Annotated in this window: 16 protein-coding genes; 1 reads left to right on the top strand and 15 read right to left on the bottom strand. The window is 58.3% G+C overall.

The window, feature by feature from the left end; genetic code table 11:
• Positions 1 to 140: 140 nt before the first annotated feature.
• On the bottom strand, positions 141 to 2,411 hold the full coding sequence (gene rlmKL / locus AD662_RS09495) for a bifunctional 23S rRNA (guanine(2069)-N(7))-methyltransferase RlmK/23S rRNA (guanine(2445)-N(2))-methyltransferase RlmL (protein WP_018608655.1): 2,271 nt from the start codon (positions 2,409 to 2,411) through the stop codon (positions 141 to 143).
• A gap of 531 nt (positions 2,412 to 2,942) precedes the next feature.
• On the opposite strand from rlmKL, the gene rmf reads away from it, so the two are divergent.
• The gene (gene rmf / locus AD662_RS28355; RefSeq protein WP_003223300.1) at positions 2,943 to 3,158 is read left to right on the top strand and encodes a ribosome modulation factor; all 216 of its coding nucleotides are present in this window, start codon (positions 2,943 to 2,945) and stop codon (positions 3,156 to 3,158) included.
• Positions 3,159 to 3,447: 289 nt separating this feature from the next.
• Here the strand turns inward: rmf and AD662_RS09485 are convergent, their stop codons facing one another.
• From AD662_RS09485 to AD662_RS09425, 14 genes are all read right to left on the bottom strand, one after another.
• A complete protein-coding gene (locus AD662_RS09485) occupies positions 3,448 to 4,467 on the bottom strand; it encodes a quinone-dependent dihydroorotate dehydrogenase (RefSeq protein ID WP_053186795.1) in 1,020 nt (339 codons plus the stop codon).
• Between the two features lie 97 nt (positions 4,468 to 4,564).
• Complete coding sequence (locus tag AD662_RS09480) at positions 4,565 to 5,920, bottom strand: hypothetical protein (RefSeq protein ID WP_018608674.1); 1,356 nt, start codon at positions 5,918 to 5,920, stop codon at positions 4,565 to 4,567.
• A 47-nt stretch (positions 5,921 to 5,967) separates the two neighbouring features.
• Positions 5,968 to 6,405, bottom strand: coding sequence for a hypothetical protein (locus AD662_RS09475; RefSeq protein ID WP_235862389.1), 438 nt, complete (start codon positions 6,403 to 6,405; stop codon positions 5,968 to 5,970).
• Positions 6,395 to 7,102 (bottom strand): oxygen-regulated invasion protein OrgB, encoded by a 708-nt coding sequence (locus AD662_RS09470; RefSeq protein ID WP_053186792.1) that lies wholly within the window; start codon positions 7,100 to 7,102, stop codon positions 6,395 to 6,397. Before AD662_RS09470 ends, AD662_RS09475 begins: the two co-directional genes overlap by 11 nt.
• Positions 7,074 to 7,640, bottom strand: a complete 567-nt coding sequence (locus AD662_RS09465; protein WP_053186789.1) for a secretion system protein — start codon at positions 7,638 to 7,640, stop codon at positions 7,074 to 7,076. The genes AD662_RS09470 and AD662_RS09465 overlap by 29 nt, the downstream gene beginning before the upstream one ends.
• Positions 7,627 to 8,349, bottom strand: a complete 723-nt coding sequence (locus tag AD662_RS09460) for an EscJ/YscJ/HrcJ family type III secretion inner membrane ring protein (protein ID WP_018608680.1) — start codon at positions 8,347 to 8,349, stop codon at positions 7,627 to 7,629. The genes AD662_RS09465 and AD662_RS09460 overlap by 14 nt, the downstream gene beginning before the upstream one ends.
• On the bottom strand, positions 8,346 to 8,654 hold the full coding sequence (sctI, locus tag AD662_RS09455; RefSeq protein WP_053181429.1) for a type III secretion system inner rod subunit SctI: 309 nt from the start codon (positions 8,652 to 8,654) through the stop codon (positions 8,346 to 8,348). Before sctI ends, AD662_RS09460 begins: the two co-directional genes overlap by 4 nt.
• A gap of 58 nt (positions 8,655 to 8,712) precedes the next feature.
• Positions 8,713 to 8,973 (bottom strand): type III secretion system needle filament subunit SctF, encoded by a 261-nt coding sequence (gene sctF / locus AD662_RS09450; protein ID WP_053181432.1) that lies wholly within the window; start codon positions 8,971 to 8,973, stop codon positions 8,713 to 8,715.
• A 7-nt stretch (positions 8,974 to 8,980) separates the two neighbouring features.
• A complete protein-coding gene (locus AD662_RS09445; protein WP_053186786.1) occupies positions 8,981 to 10,153 on the bottom strand; it encodes a PrgH/EprH family type III secretion apparatus protein in 1,173 nt (390 codons plus the stop codon).
• A 129-nt stretch (positions 10,154 to 10,282) separates the two neighbouring features.
• Positions 10,283 to 10,747 carry a transglycosylase SLT domain-containing protein gene (locus AD662_RS09440; RefSeq protein WP_033062700.1) on the bottom strand — a complete coding sequence of 155 codons (465 nt, stop codon included), beginning with the start codon at positions 10,745 to 10,747 and terminating at the stop codon, positions 10,283 to 10,285.
• Positions 10,744 to 11,925, bottom strand: a complete 1,182-nt coding sequence (locus AD662_RS09435; RefSeq protein ID WP_053186784.1) for a winged helix-turn-helix domain-containing protein — start codon at positions 11,923 to 11,925, stop codon at positions 10,744 to 10,746. The genes AD662_RS09440 and AD662_RS09435 overlap by 4 nt, the downstream gene beginning before the upstream one ends.
• 425 nt (positions 11,926 to 12,350) lie before the next feature.
• Positions 12,351 to 13,664, bottom strand: a complete 1,314-nt coding sequence (locus tag AD662_RS29225) for a hypothetical protein (RefSeq protein ID WP_139213087.1) — start codon at positions 13,662 to 13,664, stop codon at positions 12,351 to 12,353.
• 98 nt (positions 13,665 to 13,762) lie between these two features.
• Complete coding sequence (locus tag AD662_RS28350; RefSeq protein WP_074849611.1) at positions 13,763 to 14,053, bottom strand: acyl carrier protein; 291 nt, start codon at positions 14,051 to 14,053, stop codon at positions 13,763 to 13,765.
• Between the two features lie 19 nt (positions 14,054 to 14,072).
• Positions 14,073 to 15,179, bottom strand: coding sequence for an IpaD/SipD/SspD family type III secretion system needle tip protein (locus AD662_RS09425; protein ID WP_053186781.1), 1,107 nt, complete (start codon positions 15,177 to 15,179; stop codon positions 14,073 to 14,075).
• Positions 15,180 to 15,184 lie beyond the last annotated feature (5 nt).

Genomic DNA, 15,184 nt, shown 5'->3' with positions numbered 1-15,184 from the left:
TACAACTCGCGAAGGTACCAGGCATAAGTACAACCCTGGACACAGCCTAAGTTATAGCTATTCGCCATCACTTTGACCAGCCCCAGAACGAGGCCGGAAGCCTTGGATTACAAGGCTTCGTGGATCCAATCAGGCCCGGATCAACGGGCCATGATCTTCCAGGCACGGTGGATCTTGCCGTTGCGGGCAAAATCCGGATCAATGGTCTTGGCCGTGATCTCTTCCACAGCGTAGCGCTCGCCGAGGTTGTCCTCGAGTTGGAACTTGCGGAAATTGTTGGAGAAGTACAGCACGCCGCCCGGGGCCAGGCGTGCCATGGCCAGGTCCAGCAACTGCACATGGTCGCGCTGCACGTCGAACACGCCTTCCATGCGCTTGGAGTTGGAGAAGGTCGGCGGGTCGATGAAGATCAGGTCGTACTCGTCACGGCTGGCTTCCAGCCAGGCCATCACGTCGCCCTGCTCCAGGCGGTTCTTGTCGGAAAAACCATTGAGCGACAGGTTACGCCGTGCCCAGTCCAGGTAGGTTTTCGACAGGTCGACGCTGGTGGTGCTCCGGGCACCACCCTTGGCAGCGTGGACGCTGGCGGTCGCGGTGTAGCAGAACAGGTTGAGGAAACGCTTGCCGGCCGCCTCTTTCTGGATCCGCAGGCGCATCGGCCGATGGTCGAGAAACAGCCCGGTGTCCAGGTAGTCGGTGAGGTTGACCAGCAGCTTCACGCCACCTTCGTTGACCTCGGTGAACTTACCCTGGGCGCTCTGGCGCTCGTACTGCTTGGTGCCGCTCTGGCGCTCGCGACGCTTGATCACCACGCGGCTCTTGTCCACGTTCAGCGCCTGGGGAATCGCCGCCAGGGCGTCGAACAGCCGGGCCGAGGCTTTTTCCGGATCGATGGACTTCGGCGCGACGTATTCCTGGACGTGCACCCAGTCGTGGTACAGGTCGATGGCCATGGAATATTCCGGCATGTCGGCATCGTAGACCCGGTAGCAGTCCACGCCTTCACGCTTGGCCCACTTACTCAGCAACTTGAGGTTCTTTTGCAGGCGATTGGCGAACATCTGCCCGCCTTCGCTCAACCGTGCCTGCTCGACCACAGGGGCCGGCGCCGGTGCTGGCTTGATCGGGTTGCCGTTCTTGTTGTACTGGCGCTCTTGCGGTACTTCCGGGGCCTGATCGTAGGCGGCCTGCTCACGCTCGGCCTGACGCTGTTCCGGGGTGCGACGTTCGCCAGTGACGAACTGGTCCGGCAACACCTTGATCAGCAGCAACTTGCACGGCAAGGCGCCGTTCCAGAACGAATACTGCTTGTGGCTGCGAATGCCCATGCGCTTGCCAAGGTCCGGCGCGCCGGTAAATACCGCCGCCTCCCAGTTCAAGCAGGCCTGGCGCAGGCGTTCGCCGAGGTTCTGGTAGAGGTAAAGCAGGCTGGCTTCATCGCCCAGCCGCTCGCCGTACGGCGGGTTGCAGATCACCAGGCCCTTCTGGTTCTGGTCTGGACGCGGTTCGAAGGTGGCGACTTCGCCCTGATAGATCTTGATCCACTCGCTCAGGCCGGCACGTTCGACGTTGTTACGGCCCGGTTGGATCAGCCGTGGGTCGGCTTCGTAGCCGCGAATCCACAACGGTGGCTTGGCCAGGCCGGCAGCGGCGCGCTCAGTGGCTTCTTCGTGGAGTTTCTTCCACAACGCCGGCACGTGGCCGAGCCAGGCGGTGAAACCCCACTGCTGGCGGCGCAGGTTCGGCGCCATGTCGGCGGCGATCATGCCGGCTTCCACCAGGAACGTGCCGACACCGCACATTGGGTCGGCTAGCGCGCCGCCTTCAGCGGCAATGCGCGGCCAACCGGCGCGGATCAGGATCGCGGCGGCGAGGTTTTCCTTCAGCGGCGCGGCGCCTTGCTGCAGGCGATAACCGCGCTGGTGCAGGCTGTGGCCGGAGAGGTCGAGGGAGAGGATCGCTTCGCCGCGGTCCAGGCGCAGGTGGATGCGCAGGTCCGGGTTGAGCTTGTCGATGGACGGTCGCTCGCCCGACGGCGTGCGCAGCTTGTCGACGATGGCGTCCTTGACCTTCAAGGCGCCGAAATGGGTGTTGTCGATGCCCGAGCCGTGGCCACTGAACTCCACCGCCAGGGTGCCATCGGCCAGCATGTGGTCTTGCCAGTCGACATCCAGCACGCCGTGGTAGAGGTCTTCGGCGTCCTTCATCGGAAAGCGCTTGAGCACCAGCAACACGCGGTTGGCCAGGCGCGACCACAGGCACAGGCGATACGCCGTTTCCATGTCGGCCATGCCGCGCACGGCCGAGGTGTGCTCGCGCGCCTCTTCAAGGCCAAGCCCGACGGCTTCCTCGATGAGCAGGCCTTCGAGGCCCTTGGGGCAAGTGAGGAAGAGTTCGAAACGATCGGACATGGGATTTCCAGAGCCTTTGGCTAAGTGGACCGGGCAACGCATTGCCGGGCCGGGTTCAATCAGGTGCTTTTCTCAAGAGCACCCGCGTGGCACGAAAGTGTGCCGTGCCACCCTCGCCGCTCAGGTTAAAAGAGCTTAGATGCGAAGGCAGAAAAAAAATTCTATGCAACAAATTGTGAAAACTCGACCCTTTCGTCGAATAGTACCCGAGTGCAACAGGGGGACATTCTCATTCGAGGACAGGCCACTCTCTTTGGCGCAGGGCCGATCATACAGGGGTCTTGCTCAAAAGCGGTCAACGAACATCAAGTTACTTATCGCCCTAACATCTTTATTGTTACGTGCTTATGACAAAACGATCATTCCATCCATGTGACGCTTTGGTTAGAACTCAACACAGGTTGACGTCGCAACGGCGTCAACACCTCGGCTCGTCACGCCGGCAACGAGCCACCAACGGCAGAATGATTCTGCCCCGGCCTCGATAGAGGTCGACGCTAAGTAACAGTCAACAAGTGAGGGCAACACCCTATGAGAAGACTTAAGCGTGATCCGTTGGAAAGAGCATTTTTACGTGGTTACCAATATGGCGTTGGTGGTAAATCCCGTGAGCTTTGCCCCTTTACTCTACCGTCGGTACGTCAAGCCTGGATCAATGGCTGGCGAGAAGGACGCGGCGACAACTGGGACGGTATGACCGGCACTGCGGGTATCCACAGACTCAACGAACTTCACGCCGTCGGCTGACACAGGGCTTAATACTCAAGAACTCGACAATTTGACACCCATATCGATTTAACCACGCACGTCCCATCCGGACGGCGGGCTACGGCCCAGGGGGCTCCTTCGAGGAGCCCTTTTTAATGCCTGGGTTTCAAGAGGTTGAGCTGCAAACACTGTTGTGGCGACACCCTGTGGGAGCAAGGCTTGCCCGCGATGAAGACGACGCGGTCTACCTGGAACCGAGGCGCCTGCATCGCGAGCAAGCTTTGCTCCCACAACTTGCTCGCATCAATAGATGCCGACCGTTCCTGAATCAACCCAACGCCGCAATGGCATCCACCGATTCACGAATCAACGCCGGCCCCTTATAGATGAAGCCCGAGTAAACCTGCACCAGGCTCGCCCCTGCGGTGATCTTCTCGGCGGCGTGGCGGCCTTCGGTAATCCCCCCCGCTGCGATGATCGGCAAGCGCCCCGCCAATTCGACGGCCAGCACCTTCACGGTGTGGGTGCTCTTGTCACGCACGGGCGCGCCAGACAAGCCGCCCGCCTCGTCACCGTGTTCCAGCCCTTCGACACCTTCGCGACCCAGGGTCGTGTTGGTGGCGATTACCGCGTCCATGCCCGTCTCGATCAGGGCCTGGGCCACCTGGGTGGTCTCTTCGTCGGTCATGTCCGGGGCGATCTTGATCGCCAGCGGCACGTGCCGGCCGTGAATCAACGCCAGTTCTGCGCGACGACGGGCCAGGTCGGCCAGCAGTTGCTTGAGCGAATCACCGAATTGCAGGCTGCGCAGCCCCGGGGTGTTGGGGGAGCTGACGTTGACGGTCACGTAGCTGGCGTGGGCGTAGACCTTGTCCAGGCAGATCAGGTAGTCGTCGACGGCGCGCTCCACCGGCGTATCGAAATTCTTGCCGATGTTGATACCCAGCACGCCCTTGTATTTGGCCGCGGCCACGCGAGTCAGCAGATGATCGACGCCCAGGTTGTTGAACCCCATGCGGTTGATGATCGCCTCGGCTTGCGGCAGGCGGAAAAGCCGTGGCTTGGGGTTGCCCGGCTGCGGTCGGGGGGTGACGGTGCCGATTTCCACGAAACCGAAACCCAACTGGGCAAAACCGTCGATGGCCGCGCCATTCTTGTCCAGGCCCGCCGCCAACCCGACCGGGTTGGGAAACTCCAGGCCCATGACCGTCACCGGCAATTTCGCCGGGGCCTTGCACAGCAACCCATTGAGGCCCAAACGTCCGCCCGCACCGATCAGGTCCAGGGACAAGTCGTGGGAGGTTTCCGGGGAAAGTTTGAACAGCAGCTCACGGGCCAGGGTGTACATGGGTGGGTTTGACTCGTTCGAAGAAATGAGGCGCGGATTATAGCGGGGTGGAGGGATGGGAGCGAGCAACCGATGGTTGTCGGCTCCTCGGTTTCGGTCAAGGAAGGGGCGTATCCAGGGCATAAGTGTTGCTAGTGTCTTTTGAGGTGCCATAGCTGAGAAAGACGTAAAGAAGCATCATCGTCGCAGCAAGACAACCGTTGACAATATGGCCTTGGTTATCGTCGCTGATCTCGGTTCCACTTAGCCATAACGCTACTGCGCCTCCGACCAGGTTGACAGCGTGACCAAACGAGAGACGTAGCCCCCCAAGGGTCGCCGCATCCGCCAAATGGGTTCCAGTGGGCAGCCGGAGGCCAGCGCGCACCTTCAATTTCATTTGTTGCAAAGACTCCGGATCAGAAAATACCGAGTCCAGTCCTCGCGAGGGGGATAGCAAACATCTGGAGAAAATCGAGAAGGCCTTATCGCCTATCATTGCGAAACCGTTCAGCCCAGCCTGAATAGCATCCGCACCGAAATCGTAACTCAACTGCGCGGCCGCCCTGGCAGGACCGCTCAACGGCATAAGGCTAACCACTTCCCTCAACGCACCGAAGACCACTCCATGAAACGCAGCTGTAGCCACGTTTGACTTCAAATTCGGAAGTCCTGCGTTGTCAACTTTCAAAAGACTGACGAGTTCAGCCGCAGCCCTGGCCCCGTTATAGGCAAGGCCGCCGACTGAGGGGAGTAGCTTCGAGGCCGTGCCCGTCACACCTGCCGCGATCGTACTTCCCATCACCGCGCTTGCCATGCAGAGACACGACACTATCGAAAGCGCGGTCGGTCGCGCCCCAGTTGCGTACCACTCGCCGATTTTTCCCGCCAACATTAGCGCAGGGCCCGTCATCGCCAGCGCAACAGCCGCCCACGCCTGAGAGGCCTCAGGTGTATCACCTTCGCCAATAGCATCCACAACCAGAGAGGCAATGTACTCGCGCAAAAGGGTAGCCAGCACAATGATTGTCCCTGTGTGCATGGCGATATTCAGCGCATTGAGCCCTGGCCCCTTGGCGGCTTCGAGTAATCCCAACCCTGCCTCAAGCACAGCCTTCAGTCGACCCTCTTGGGTTTCGGTGCCTGTGGCTCCTACATTTAAGGTGGCAAAAATCCCGTTTTTTTCATCTCCTTCGGGTATGTCACCGTTGTAGACGTATCGCTCAATTTGCACCACCGCATCCATGTCCGACTCCCCCAAGCCAGTCTTTAATTCCTCAACGTATGGATTTGTCGCGCGGTCCATAAGCTCGAAACCGGCTGTAATTTCTCGATCTGTTCCTAGCGACTTCACGCTAAAATCCCCAATCTCCAACTTCGAAGCATCAAGTGGACTGATCGTAGATTCTAAGGATGAAACGCTGCCGGACGCCGTGGAAGCTATTGAAGGGGTAAATGAAGTATCAACTCGCATATTTGTTTCTCCTTGTTATTTTTATAGGCGTTATCCTTGAGCGTCTCTCACCACTCACTCTTCTCCCAAGCCTCATCCCCCATGGGCTGGAACACGTCCCGCATAAAGCTTTTGGTAAACAGGTCCATCGCGAACGCCAACCCATTGGCGCCGCTGACCTCCTTATAGATCTGCGACTTTTCCAACCCATCGTCCTTCAATCGCACCAAAACCTGCAGCGTGATCGCCATCAACGCCTGGGCGGTGGGGTACGCCGCCGCCATGCCATCCGGCCCGCGCAACGTACGGAGGAATTCATGAATCGCCTTTTCCCCCTGCCCCTCCATCGCCAGTAGCAATTGATACAAGTGCTCGAACTCGGGATTGGGGCGTTTGCTGTCAGGTGCTTGCTCGCGGGCCGCCAGCAGCCGCGATTCCAGGGTCTGGACCGACTCATTCGCGTCGTGATCGAGCAGGCTGGAAACCGTCATGGATTCAATCTTCATGGCGAACCTCGGCAGTGTCGGTTGGCGCGAAACCGGTGAAGCTTGCGCACACGTCCGCCAGCGCCTGCCTTGAGGCCTGATCCAACAAGCGCACCGCCTCCGGCAGGTTGGCGAGGCTCGCCAGTAACCGGGGCACCAGCCGTTCCCGGGTCGCCTCGACATCGAACTCCAGCAGTTGATCCGCCAGGCGCAGCACATAGCGGTCTTGCGGGTGATATTCCAGGATCAGCTCGCCGTTCCATCGCCTGCCCACGCTCTCACGCAGCGCTTGGCCGCGCGGACGACAATGCACTGGCAACAACAGGTGCAGGACCGCGCCCGAGTCGCCCGCCTGCCCGGCCAGCCAACGCTCCAGTATTTCATCCAGCCACTCGGGGCGACTCAAGGCTTGCCCGAGCAGATCACCGGCGGCCCGGGCCAGATCGTTGCGCAATTGCAATCCCAGGGTTTGCGAATTCAGCAGGCCTTCAGCCAGATGTTCGCTCGCACGCAGGACGCCTTCGGCATAGCCCTGCTGGAAGGCCTGTGCATGCACCGCCTCGACATCACGGTGCGCTTGCTCGAGACACTCCCGCGCGCGGCGTTGGGCCTCCAGCTGTAAGCGCTGACGACGGCGCGCGGCAGTGATGTCTTCGCGAGCCAGGCGCACGTCTTCGCATGCGGGCAGGTCAGTCAGGGGTCGGATGGAGTCGAGCATGCTGCACCGCCAAAAAGAACAGGGTTGGATCAGGTTTCGTCACGGGCCATTGCCGATGCAAGCGAACGACCGGCTCGCAGAACTGCAAGCTCAGGCGCTCGAGCAATAGATGAGGAACGTGCTCGTTCCAGCTCCACAACGCATTGAGGCCGGCCGCTTCGACCCGCGCCATTGAAACCGGCACGCACTCCACCGGCAGGCCGCCACGAGCCCCCAGATTGAAGCTGGCAAACCGACGAACCGACACGGGCAAGCACTGCAGCGCCGCGCCGCGCGCCAGGTCAGGCATCAAGCGATAGGCACCCATCAGCAAGGCGATATAGGGCAATTGTCGCCAATGGCGAACCCATTGCTTCGCCACGCCGGACAACGGCATCGAAGGCCACGGGCCGCGCAGCCCCAACCCTTCGAGCACGATCCGGTTGAGCAACGTGCGTGCCTCGACGCCTTCGAATCCCGACGGTACAACCAGACGCTGGGGGTGCAGATACGCCAAAGGCTCGGCGAGGATCTGTTCCAGGCACTCAAGCTCCGACATCACGCCGCCCTGCGCTTGACTGGCGATAGACCCAAGCGCCGCCACCGGCCACTAACACCGCGCTGATCGCCGCCAACCACCACGGCCACGGCGAATGCCCCCGCGTCACAGCCACCGACGGCGCGACATGCTGGGTCGGTGAGCGCTTGGACAGCACCACCGAGACGTTCTCGTACTCCACCGCCGCAAAACTGTTCTTGAGAAAACGCTTGATGTCGGTGATCAACAATTGCGGTTCGACATCACGCTCATGCAGCACCACCGCCGCGAGATGAATAGGCGGCGACTTGCGCCCGCCCTCGCCGGCATCCAGGTCGTAACTGACATGGACTCGCGCCGACACCACGCCCTCGAGCACACTCAGCGACTGTTCGATGCGCTGCTCCAGCGCCGAATACAAGCGGGCCTTTTCCGCGCGGGGCGAGGCCACCAGGGAATCGGACGGAAACATCTCGGCCACTTGCAGGCGTGGCCGGGAAGGCAGCGAATAGAGGTTGAGCAGATCAACGGCGGCGGAAAAATCACGGGCGTCGATTTTCACCGCATACCCGGTTTTGCCGGTGTCGACTTTCACCGCCGCGATGTTGTTGCGTTGCAGCACCGACAGCACTTCGTTGGCCTGCTGCTGATCCAGCCCTTCCAGCAGGTTCGGCTGGCGACACCCCACCAGCGCCAGGCACAACAGCACCACCAGCACGCCGGTCTTCATGAGGCACGCAACAGGGTTTCTGCCGTGCCCACGGCTTTGCGCACCAGCACGTTGAGCAAGTTGATCTCCACGTTGTATTGCCCTGTCAGCTCCAGCAACTGGGTCAATACTTCAGGGTCGGTGATATCCGGACGTTGCAGCAGCTGATTGATCGCCGAGACCTCTTGCGCGCTGTCGACGGCGGAACCGGCAAACGCTTCGATCAAGCGCGACTCCAGGGAAACGATCGGGCCTTCCTGTGGGCCACGCAATTCAACGAAGGCGGACCGGGCGATAAGCGACGGGGCAAGATTCTGGATGGACATACGATGCACTCATGAAATGGCCATCGTCACGAGCAATGGCCAGTCGAAAGGGAAAGCGTCAGCGGGCCGCCTGGATGATCGCCATGTCGATATCCTTGAAGCCCTTGATCGTGTTGGTCTGGGCGTTGCGGAACACCGTGTAGGAGGAAAATGCGGTCTGGTAGGCCGCCAACAATCCGGGATCAGAGGCATCGCCTTGCAGCTTTGTAAGCGCTTCGTCCAAAGCTACTTTGAGTAGCTTTGCCCCTTCCTCGAACGCGGCGGCTTGGTCGCCGAGGAAGTCGTCGGGAAATTTTATGGGTAAACCGATATCAGCCATTGCTCACCTACGGTATCTGTTTGGAAAAATACCAAGACGAAGGACTCGTCTTGACGTAGCCCTGCGGGCCGGTTTGAAACGACTTGCCCTTGAGCGCGTCGTCCTTGAGCTCGACCATGAAGTGCACGTAGCGATCACCCCACTGCCGGTAGAAATCGTCGACGTACTGGCGCGCAGCGGCCAGCTCGCCGTCTTGCAGATTGCCCTCGATGGCGAACGAGACCCCATCTGCGTGTTCGACCCGGTTGAAGGTCAATGCCAGGCGTTGCAAGCCGCCCTGCGCAAGGTCAGCGAGCAGCACGTCATCCTGCATCTGCAGCACGACATCGCGGGCATACGGCGCCGCCGCGAGCACGGTATCGAGCAGCTTGGCCTGCTTGTCGGGCGTGAGCAGGTTGCGTTGTGCGCTGAGCAACAGGCGCGGCACCGACGGATCCTTGAGATCCAGGAAATGCCAAGCCAGTTGCGGATCATGGTCGACCAGCAGTTGCTCCAACCGGCGACGCTCCTGCTCCAGCAGCAGTACCTCGCTGTTCAGGCGGGCGTGGCGCGTCAGCACCTGCCGGCTCCAACCGGCATCGCGCTCGGAAGACACGAAGACATAAACCGCCTCATCACGACCGCGCAGCACCTGGACCGGCGCACTGGCGCCGGCGATCAACCCACGAATATCGGTTTCAGGCGACGGCCCCGGCATCGACCAGAGGCTGACCACAGAGACCAACGCAGCCAACGCCAGAGCACCGGCAATCCCGCGGGTCCAATGGGCACGCCATCCGCTGAACACGGCGGCATTGCACGGGCTATCTGCCGGACCAAGACACTCGGGCGCCCAGGATTGATCTGCTGGACGCAAGGCCACTTGCAACCCGCCGAGTTGCATACGGGCCTGGAAGACGCAGTGACGTACTTCGATCGAATCACCGAGCAAGCGCACCGGCACACCGTCCGGCGTGGCCTGGTCGGCCAGTACCTCGAAATTGCAGCCACCCTCCTCCAGGGGAACGAAGATCGCATCCGCCGGTACGCTGGCAACCCGTGCGCCGTCCCCCAACACCTCCACGGCCCCGACGACGAACAGGGTCGTGCCCTCGCCGAGCGGGAATTCGCAGCCCTGCAACGGACCGTTGAGGATCCGCAGGATGCAGGGCTGTAGCGTGGGGGCCGTAGGGACTGTCACCGTCCAAACTCCAGAAAGGTCGAATGAGCAGGTAGGTTAGGAAAGGCGTTCGCAGGATTCCTGATCCGATTCTGCCGAATGCGTGCTGCAAAGGATCAGAATCCTGCGCGGGGCCCGTTCGTGACGCCGTCAGTCCCCGGCCTGGGTGATCACTTGGTAACGTTGCCAGACTTTGCGCGCATAACGCAGCCGCGCCGCTTGGCGATCCGGGGCATTGCCGGCGTTGTAGGCGCCGACCGCCGTCCAGTTGTAACCGTAACGGGCGATAAACCCGGCCAGCACCGAGGCACCGACCTCTACCGACAGGCAAGGCTCATCCAACAGGCGTTGCTCGGTGATGCCCTGGGCACTCAAGCGCGATAGATGAATGCTGTTGATCTGCATCAGCCCGATATCGCGAGTGCCGTTGCGGTTGTGGTTGATGGCGTCCGAGCGCAGACCTGATTCGACTTCGGCAATCGCTTGGAGCAGCTCGGGCTCGATGGCGTGCAACTGCCCCGCCCTGCTCCAACACCAGGCCTGTGCCTGGGGCGTGCCAAGACCCAGGCCAAGACACACCGGCACGCATAACCAGGTTTTCCGGCGCCGCTTCATGCCAGGCGCCTCTCGCCGATCCACGTCAGCTGTTCGTGAATGCGCACCCGCAGGATCTGCGCCCGGACACAGTCCGGATCATGCGCCAGGCACTGGTCGACCATCTGCGCCGCTTGCTCGTTGCGCCGCCAGAACCAGTGATGCCAGGCGTGAAAATACAGCACGTCCGCCTGATCGGCCGACAACAGGCAGCGCCGGAACAACACCTGGGCCGCCTGCTCGCAACCGCGCAAACTGGTGAGCAACGCCAGGCGCGTCAACGCCGGGAGGCTGGCGGGGTCCAGTGCCAACGCACGGGAGACCACCGAATGCGCCTCCTCGATGGCGCGAGCCGGATCACCCAGGCCCATCATCGCCCGCCCCAGCCACACATCCGCCAAGCCACACCAGGGTGGTGCGTACCCGGCGTCGAGCTTCACGCACTGCCTGAACAGCACGAGGGCATCGCCGAGGCTTTGCACCGTGTGCTGCTGCACGCTGCACAACCCGTTGAGATACGCCACCGCCGCCGAATAGGACCCGCAGCGATCACCGACCGGACGCAACCCGGGTACACACTGGGCCACCAGGCTGGTCAACACGCCAAGCGCCTCCCCAAGATCACAGGCATCCAGCGTCTGCCCATGCAGCAGAGACTGATCGCAGCCACGAATCAACTCGACCGACCAGTGTTGCAGCCCGCCCGCGCCGATAAAACGCCCGCTCAAGCAGTAATCCGCCGGCAACCGCCCGGCCAACGCCCGCACATCGTCCGATACACCGCTGGCCGCGATCAGCCCCGAGGGGATGACATGCAACGCCTCACCGAATGCTGTGGTCAATTGGCGGATCATCAGATCCTGCAGATCCAGCGCGGCGATCTCGTCCAGATTGCGCAAAGGCAACACCGCCAACGACGGCGCCACCGCCCTCGCCTGGCTCGTCACATCGAGCTCGACCACGGAACCGGTGAACCGATAACCCTGGCCGTAAACCGTCGCAATGTAACCCTTGTGCTCCTTGAACAACTTGCGCAAGGCATAGATACAACGGGTCAACGACTCTTCCGCCGCATCCATCCGCGGCCAGACATGATCGAGCAGATAATCCTTACTCACGACCGTACCCGCCGACTTCAGCAGCAGGCGCAGTACGTGCAGTTCTTTGGGTGGAACATGAACTCCTTGTCCATCTCGCATCAGCGTTCCATCGCTTTGCAGTAGCCAGTGGTCAAAAACGAATGACTTGACCGGCGCTTGATCAGTTGTACTGTCCATACTCTGAGGTTTCTCTATAGAAAGTTACTGAAGCGCGATTGAGCCTGTGACGGGCACAGGCTCGGGATGGCGAGCTGCGTGACTATAGGAAGATGTGTGGGGGGATTCCGTAGGACTAAAAGCCTCATTTGCGTAGGAAACCACAACATATTGAGTAGGCCGTCACCCAGCGAACCTTACAAGTCCACGCCTATAGACATGTACCTAGGGCCAACTCCACGAGCGATGCATTAAAACTGACCGCCTACAAGAATTAGATTTTTAAATTCTTGATTACCACCGCAATGACTCGCAGCGACTGAAATTCATCCGCCTGCAGGCTCAATCTGTTAATCACTATCGCACTTTCAAAACAACACCCCTTTTAATACCCTCTCCCCTACGCCCCCCTCTAAACTTGTATCACGGGAATGAATAAACATAGCCTCTTCCAATGTCCGCCCCTCATACACCTTTAAAGCCTTCACAAAGCGTTGAGCCTCTACGTTATCAAGGTCCTTCACAACAGTCTTCATAAAAAGCTCATCAATCACCATACGGCGGACTTCTTCGATTTCAGCATCGACACCTTCAAAAGACTTACACTTATCGAACAAAGCGTCATCAACAGCAACTACCCTGCCTTCTTCCGGACAAAAACGAGCAGCTTCAATGTACTTACCTGCTTCCCAGACCAAAAGTGAATAGTCCTTAACGAGCGCCTGCTTTTGCTCCAAGAGCTCAATAAATGCCTGCCTATTCTGCAATGAACTTTTAGCATAATCACTTACTGCGGCAAACGTCAGACGTGGTTGAAAAACACTTCTCTTTAAAACTCGACAACACAAAGTAATCAAGTCCACCTGAATATCCCGCACAGACACCTTCTGATCCTTACCACTCTCAATCATTGCATCAAGCTTATTCTTAACAGCATCCATCGTAAGATACAAAGCATCCAAAGTAAGTACCAATGAGAACCTTTCCATCAGGGCATGTTCAAAACGTTGAATTATTATCTTTCCTTGCAAATGAACCTGAGCACTTGTTAGTCCCTGTATCCGATGTTGGATCATAGCCTTGGCATCATCGACAGCCAAAGCGTATTGATTTGCCAAATAGTGGCTTTTTCCGACACCAGGAGCTCCTCGTGCGATAACTAAATCACTTACTTCTACCTTTCCATCTCCTAGCATAAGATCTACGAACGATTCCGCGTACTTATCAGCAGCCCTGACAAGCAGATTATTTATTATATTGTGATTCACATTCTCAACTTCCGGTAACCAAACACCACCCCCCCTTAAAAACTCTCTAAACCCGACGTCACCACTCGCTTTCTGCGCAACCAGCTCTTCATTTGACGGATAAGTAAATGCCTGCCATGTTTCTAGTGAAGGATCAGCCAACAAACACGCCAAACGTTCTTGAAAAGTGTTTTCTGACTTTGGCAACCGCTTCAAATCCGCCAGAACACTTTTAGCATTAGCTTCATTCACCCCGCCACCCTGAGAGTTACCGCCTACTCCTAAAGCGCCTTCCTTTAGATCGAAAGACACCTTGCTAACAGGAGACAACACTGCCGAGCCATTGCTAACCTTAACCACCTCTTGACCAAGTGCTGGCACATTACATGACCCAACCATCAGTCTCGGAGCGACTTCAAAACATTCAACCCTCATAAACCACCTATCAAATAATTAAACCCAAGAAAAAAAACACAACCCACTAGCTCTCACAACCTTCTTTTTGCAATTGCACAACAGACACTAGCTGAATTTCAGCTTTGCTCGCCTACACTTCCCAGCTCCACTTCAATACCAGCTGCCTCTGCAACCGAATAAACAACATCTGCTACAGTCCGCCATTCAATTATCTGTTCCGACGAAAGCTCCACACCGAACACCTCATCAATAATCATAATAATTTCTATTACATCCACAGAATCGGCACTTAAGTCTTCTATTAACCGTGAGCTTCTGCCTAACTTCCGCGAAGCCAAAGAAAAATAGTCAGATAGTAATTTCATCACTTCAGAATCAATACACACTCCAGCACTTGGTTGATTCATCCATCACCCCATCGCAAGATTAAAAATTCAACATCGCCCGCAACATATCCGCAAACTGATTCAAATGCGCCGACAACGTCTTATTGAAATTGTCATGATAAGAATTAGCATTCGAATACTTCTGCGTAAACGACTGCAGCACGTTTTTCATGCGTTCCTCCTGGGCGTTGAAGCCGGTTTGCCAGGCGTTGAATTTGGCGGTATCCCAGGTCACCGTGCCGCCGCCCGACGGCAGACTACTTTTCATCGTTGTCAGTGGCCCGGTGTCGATGACGACACACCAAGGACCGTTCGGGGCGGGATTTTGCTTGAGGCAACTCGCAGGTAGGCCCAGTGCCTTGAGCCAGTTTTCCGCCTCTTCCTTAGTTGCGCCTGTTTCAGGTGGTTTTGGAAAGAGGATGGCAGCGGAGTTGGGTAGGGAATATTTTGCGATCAGTCTATCCAATGCATTGCGCAACGCGCCCACATTCAACTTGACCTCCTTGCCGTCGTTCGCCCCTTCGATCCAATCCTTCATCATCGCGGTGATTTCGCTGTTGAAGTCGGAAAAGAAGTCCGAATAAGCCGCAATGATGTGCTCATAGCCGGCGAGGTAGCCGTTCTTGATCAGGTCGATCAGTTCAAGCAGTTTTTCAAAGAAGTCATTCGATGAGTTGATCGTCGCATCCAAAGCCTCCGCGATCTCACGGGGCTTCTGCTCTTCCAGATGTTCCTGGAGGGCGCGAAGGATCCTGCTTTGCTCGTCATTGAGCGGCTGGCGCTGACTTTCATCCAAGAGCCCAGTTTTCTGGCTGTGGGTCATCACCGCACAGCACTGGCGCACCTGCACGGCCCACATTTGCGCTCGGTCACGCTTGAAGTGGATCTGTTCGACAAACTCCGCGACGAGGTGTTGTGCTGTGGTCTCGGCCGCCGTGCCTTCCAGAGGCTTGGCGATGATTGACGGGCACTTGAGCAAATGGCCCAGGCTGCGATTCATTGCGTTCATGGACCGATCGAGTAGATTCGTCAGGGAACTGACCGTTTGAATCTCAGCGGGTACGTCCACAGGCGACGCGGTATCCGTGATGGCCTCTACGTTCGGCAGCAATACGATAGGCGAACGAATCGATTGGGTAATTTCCATAGACC

The sequence above is a fragment of the Pseudomonas kilonensis genome, from assembly GCF_001269885.1.
GTDB lineage: Bacteria > Pseudomonadota > Gammaproteobacteria > Pseudomonadales > Pseudomonadaceae > Aquipseudomonas > Aquipseudomonas kilonensis.
The sequence above is the reverse complement of the archived record's forward strand: the minus strand, read 5'-3'. Positions and strand labels throughout refer to the sequence as shown.

What these genes read in the sequence shown, in the direction of transcription:
- AD662_RS09485 (WP_053186795.1), bottom strand. Translation starts at nt 4,467, where the DNA reads ATGTACACCCTGGCCCGTGAGCTGCTGTTCAAACTTTCCCCGGAAACC.
- AD662_RS09480 (WP_018608674.1), bottom strand. Translation starts at nt 5,920, where the DNA reads ATGCGAGTTGATACTTCATTTACCCCTTCAATAGCTTCCACGGCGTCC.
- AD662_RS09470 (WP_053186792.1), bottom strand. Translation starts at nt 7,102, where the DNA reads ATGCTCGACTCCATCCGACCCCTGACTGACCTGCCCGCATGCGAAGAC.
- AD662_RS09460 (WP_018608680.1), bottom strand. Translation starts at nt 8,349, where the DNA reads ATGAAGACCGGCGTGCTGGTGGTGCTGTTGTGCCTGGCGCTGGTGGGG.
- AD662_RS28350 (WP_074849611.1), bottom strand. Translation starts at nt 14,053, where the DNA reads ATGAATCAACCAAGTGCTGGAGTGTGTATTGATTCTGAAGTGATGAAA.
- sctI (WP_053181429.1), bottom strand. Translation starts at nt 8,654, where the DNA reads ATGTCCATCCAGAATCTTGCCCCGTCGCTTATCGCCCGGTCCGCCTTC.
- AD662_RS09475 (WP_235862389.1), bottom strand. Translation starts at nt 6,405, where the DNA reads ATGAAGATTGAATCCATGACGGTTTCCAGCCTGCTCGATCACGACGCG.
- AD662_RS09425 (WP_053186781.1), bottom strand. Translation starts at nt 15,179, where the DNA reads ATGGAAATTACCCAATCGATTCGTTCGCCTATCGTATTGCTGCCGAAC.
- rlmKL (WP_018608655.1), bottom strand. Translation starts at nt 2,411, where the DNA reads ATGTCCGATCGTTTCGAACTCTTCCTCACTTGCCCCAAGGGCCTCGAA.
- AD662_RS09465 (WP_053186789.1), bottom strand. Translation starts at nt 7,640, where the DNA reads ATGTCGGAGCTTGAGTGCCTGGAACAGATCCTCGCCGAGCCTTTGGCG.
- AD662_RS09440 (WP_033062700.1), bottom strand. Translation starts at nt 10,747, where the DNA reads ATGAAGCGGCGCCGGAAAACCTGGTTATGCGTGCCGGTGTGTCTTGGC.
- sctF (WP_053181432.1), bottom strand. Translation starts at nt 8,973, where the DNA reads ATGGCTGATATCGGTTTACCCATAAAATTTCCCGACGACTTCCTCGGC.
- rmf (WP_003223300.1), top strand. Translation starts at nt 2,943, where the DNA reads ATGAGAAGACTTAAGCGTGATCCGTTGGAAAGAGCATTTTTACGTGGT.
- AD662_RS09435 (WP_053186784.1), bottom strand. Translation starts at nt 11,925, where the DNA reads ATGCGAGATGGACAAGGAGTTCATGTTCCACCCAAAGAACTGCACGTA.
- AD662_RS29225 (WP_139213087.1), bottom strand. Translation starts at nt 13,664, where the DNA reads ATGAGGGTTGAATGTTTTGAAGTCGCTCCGAGACTGATGGTTGGGTCA.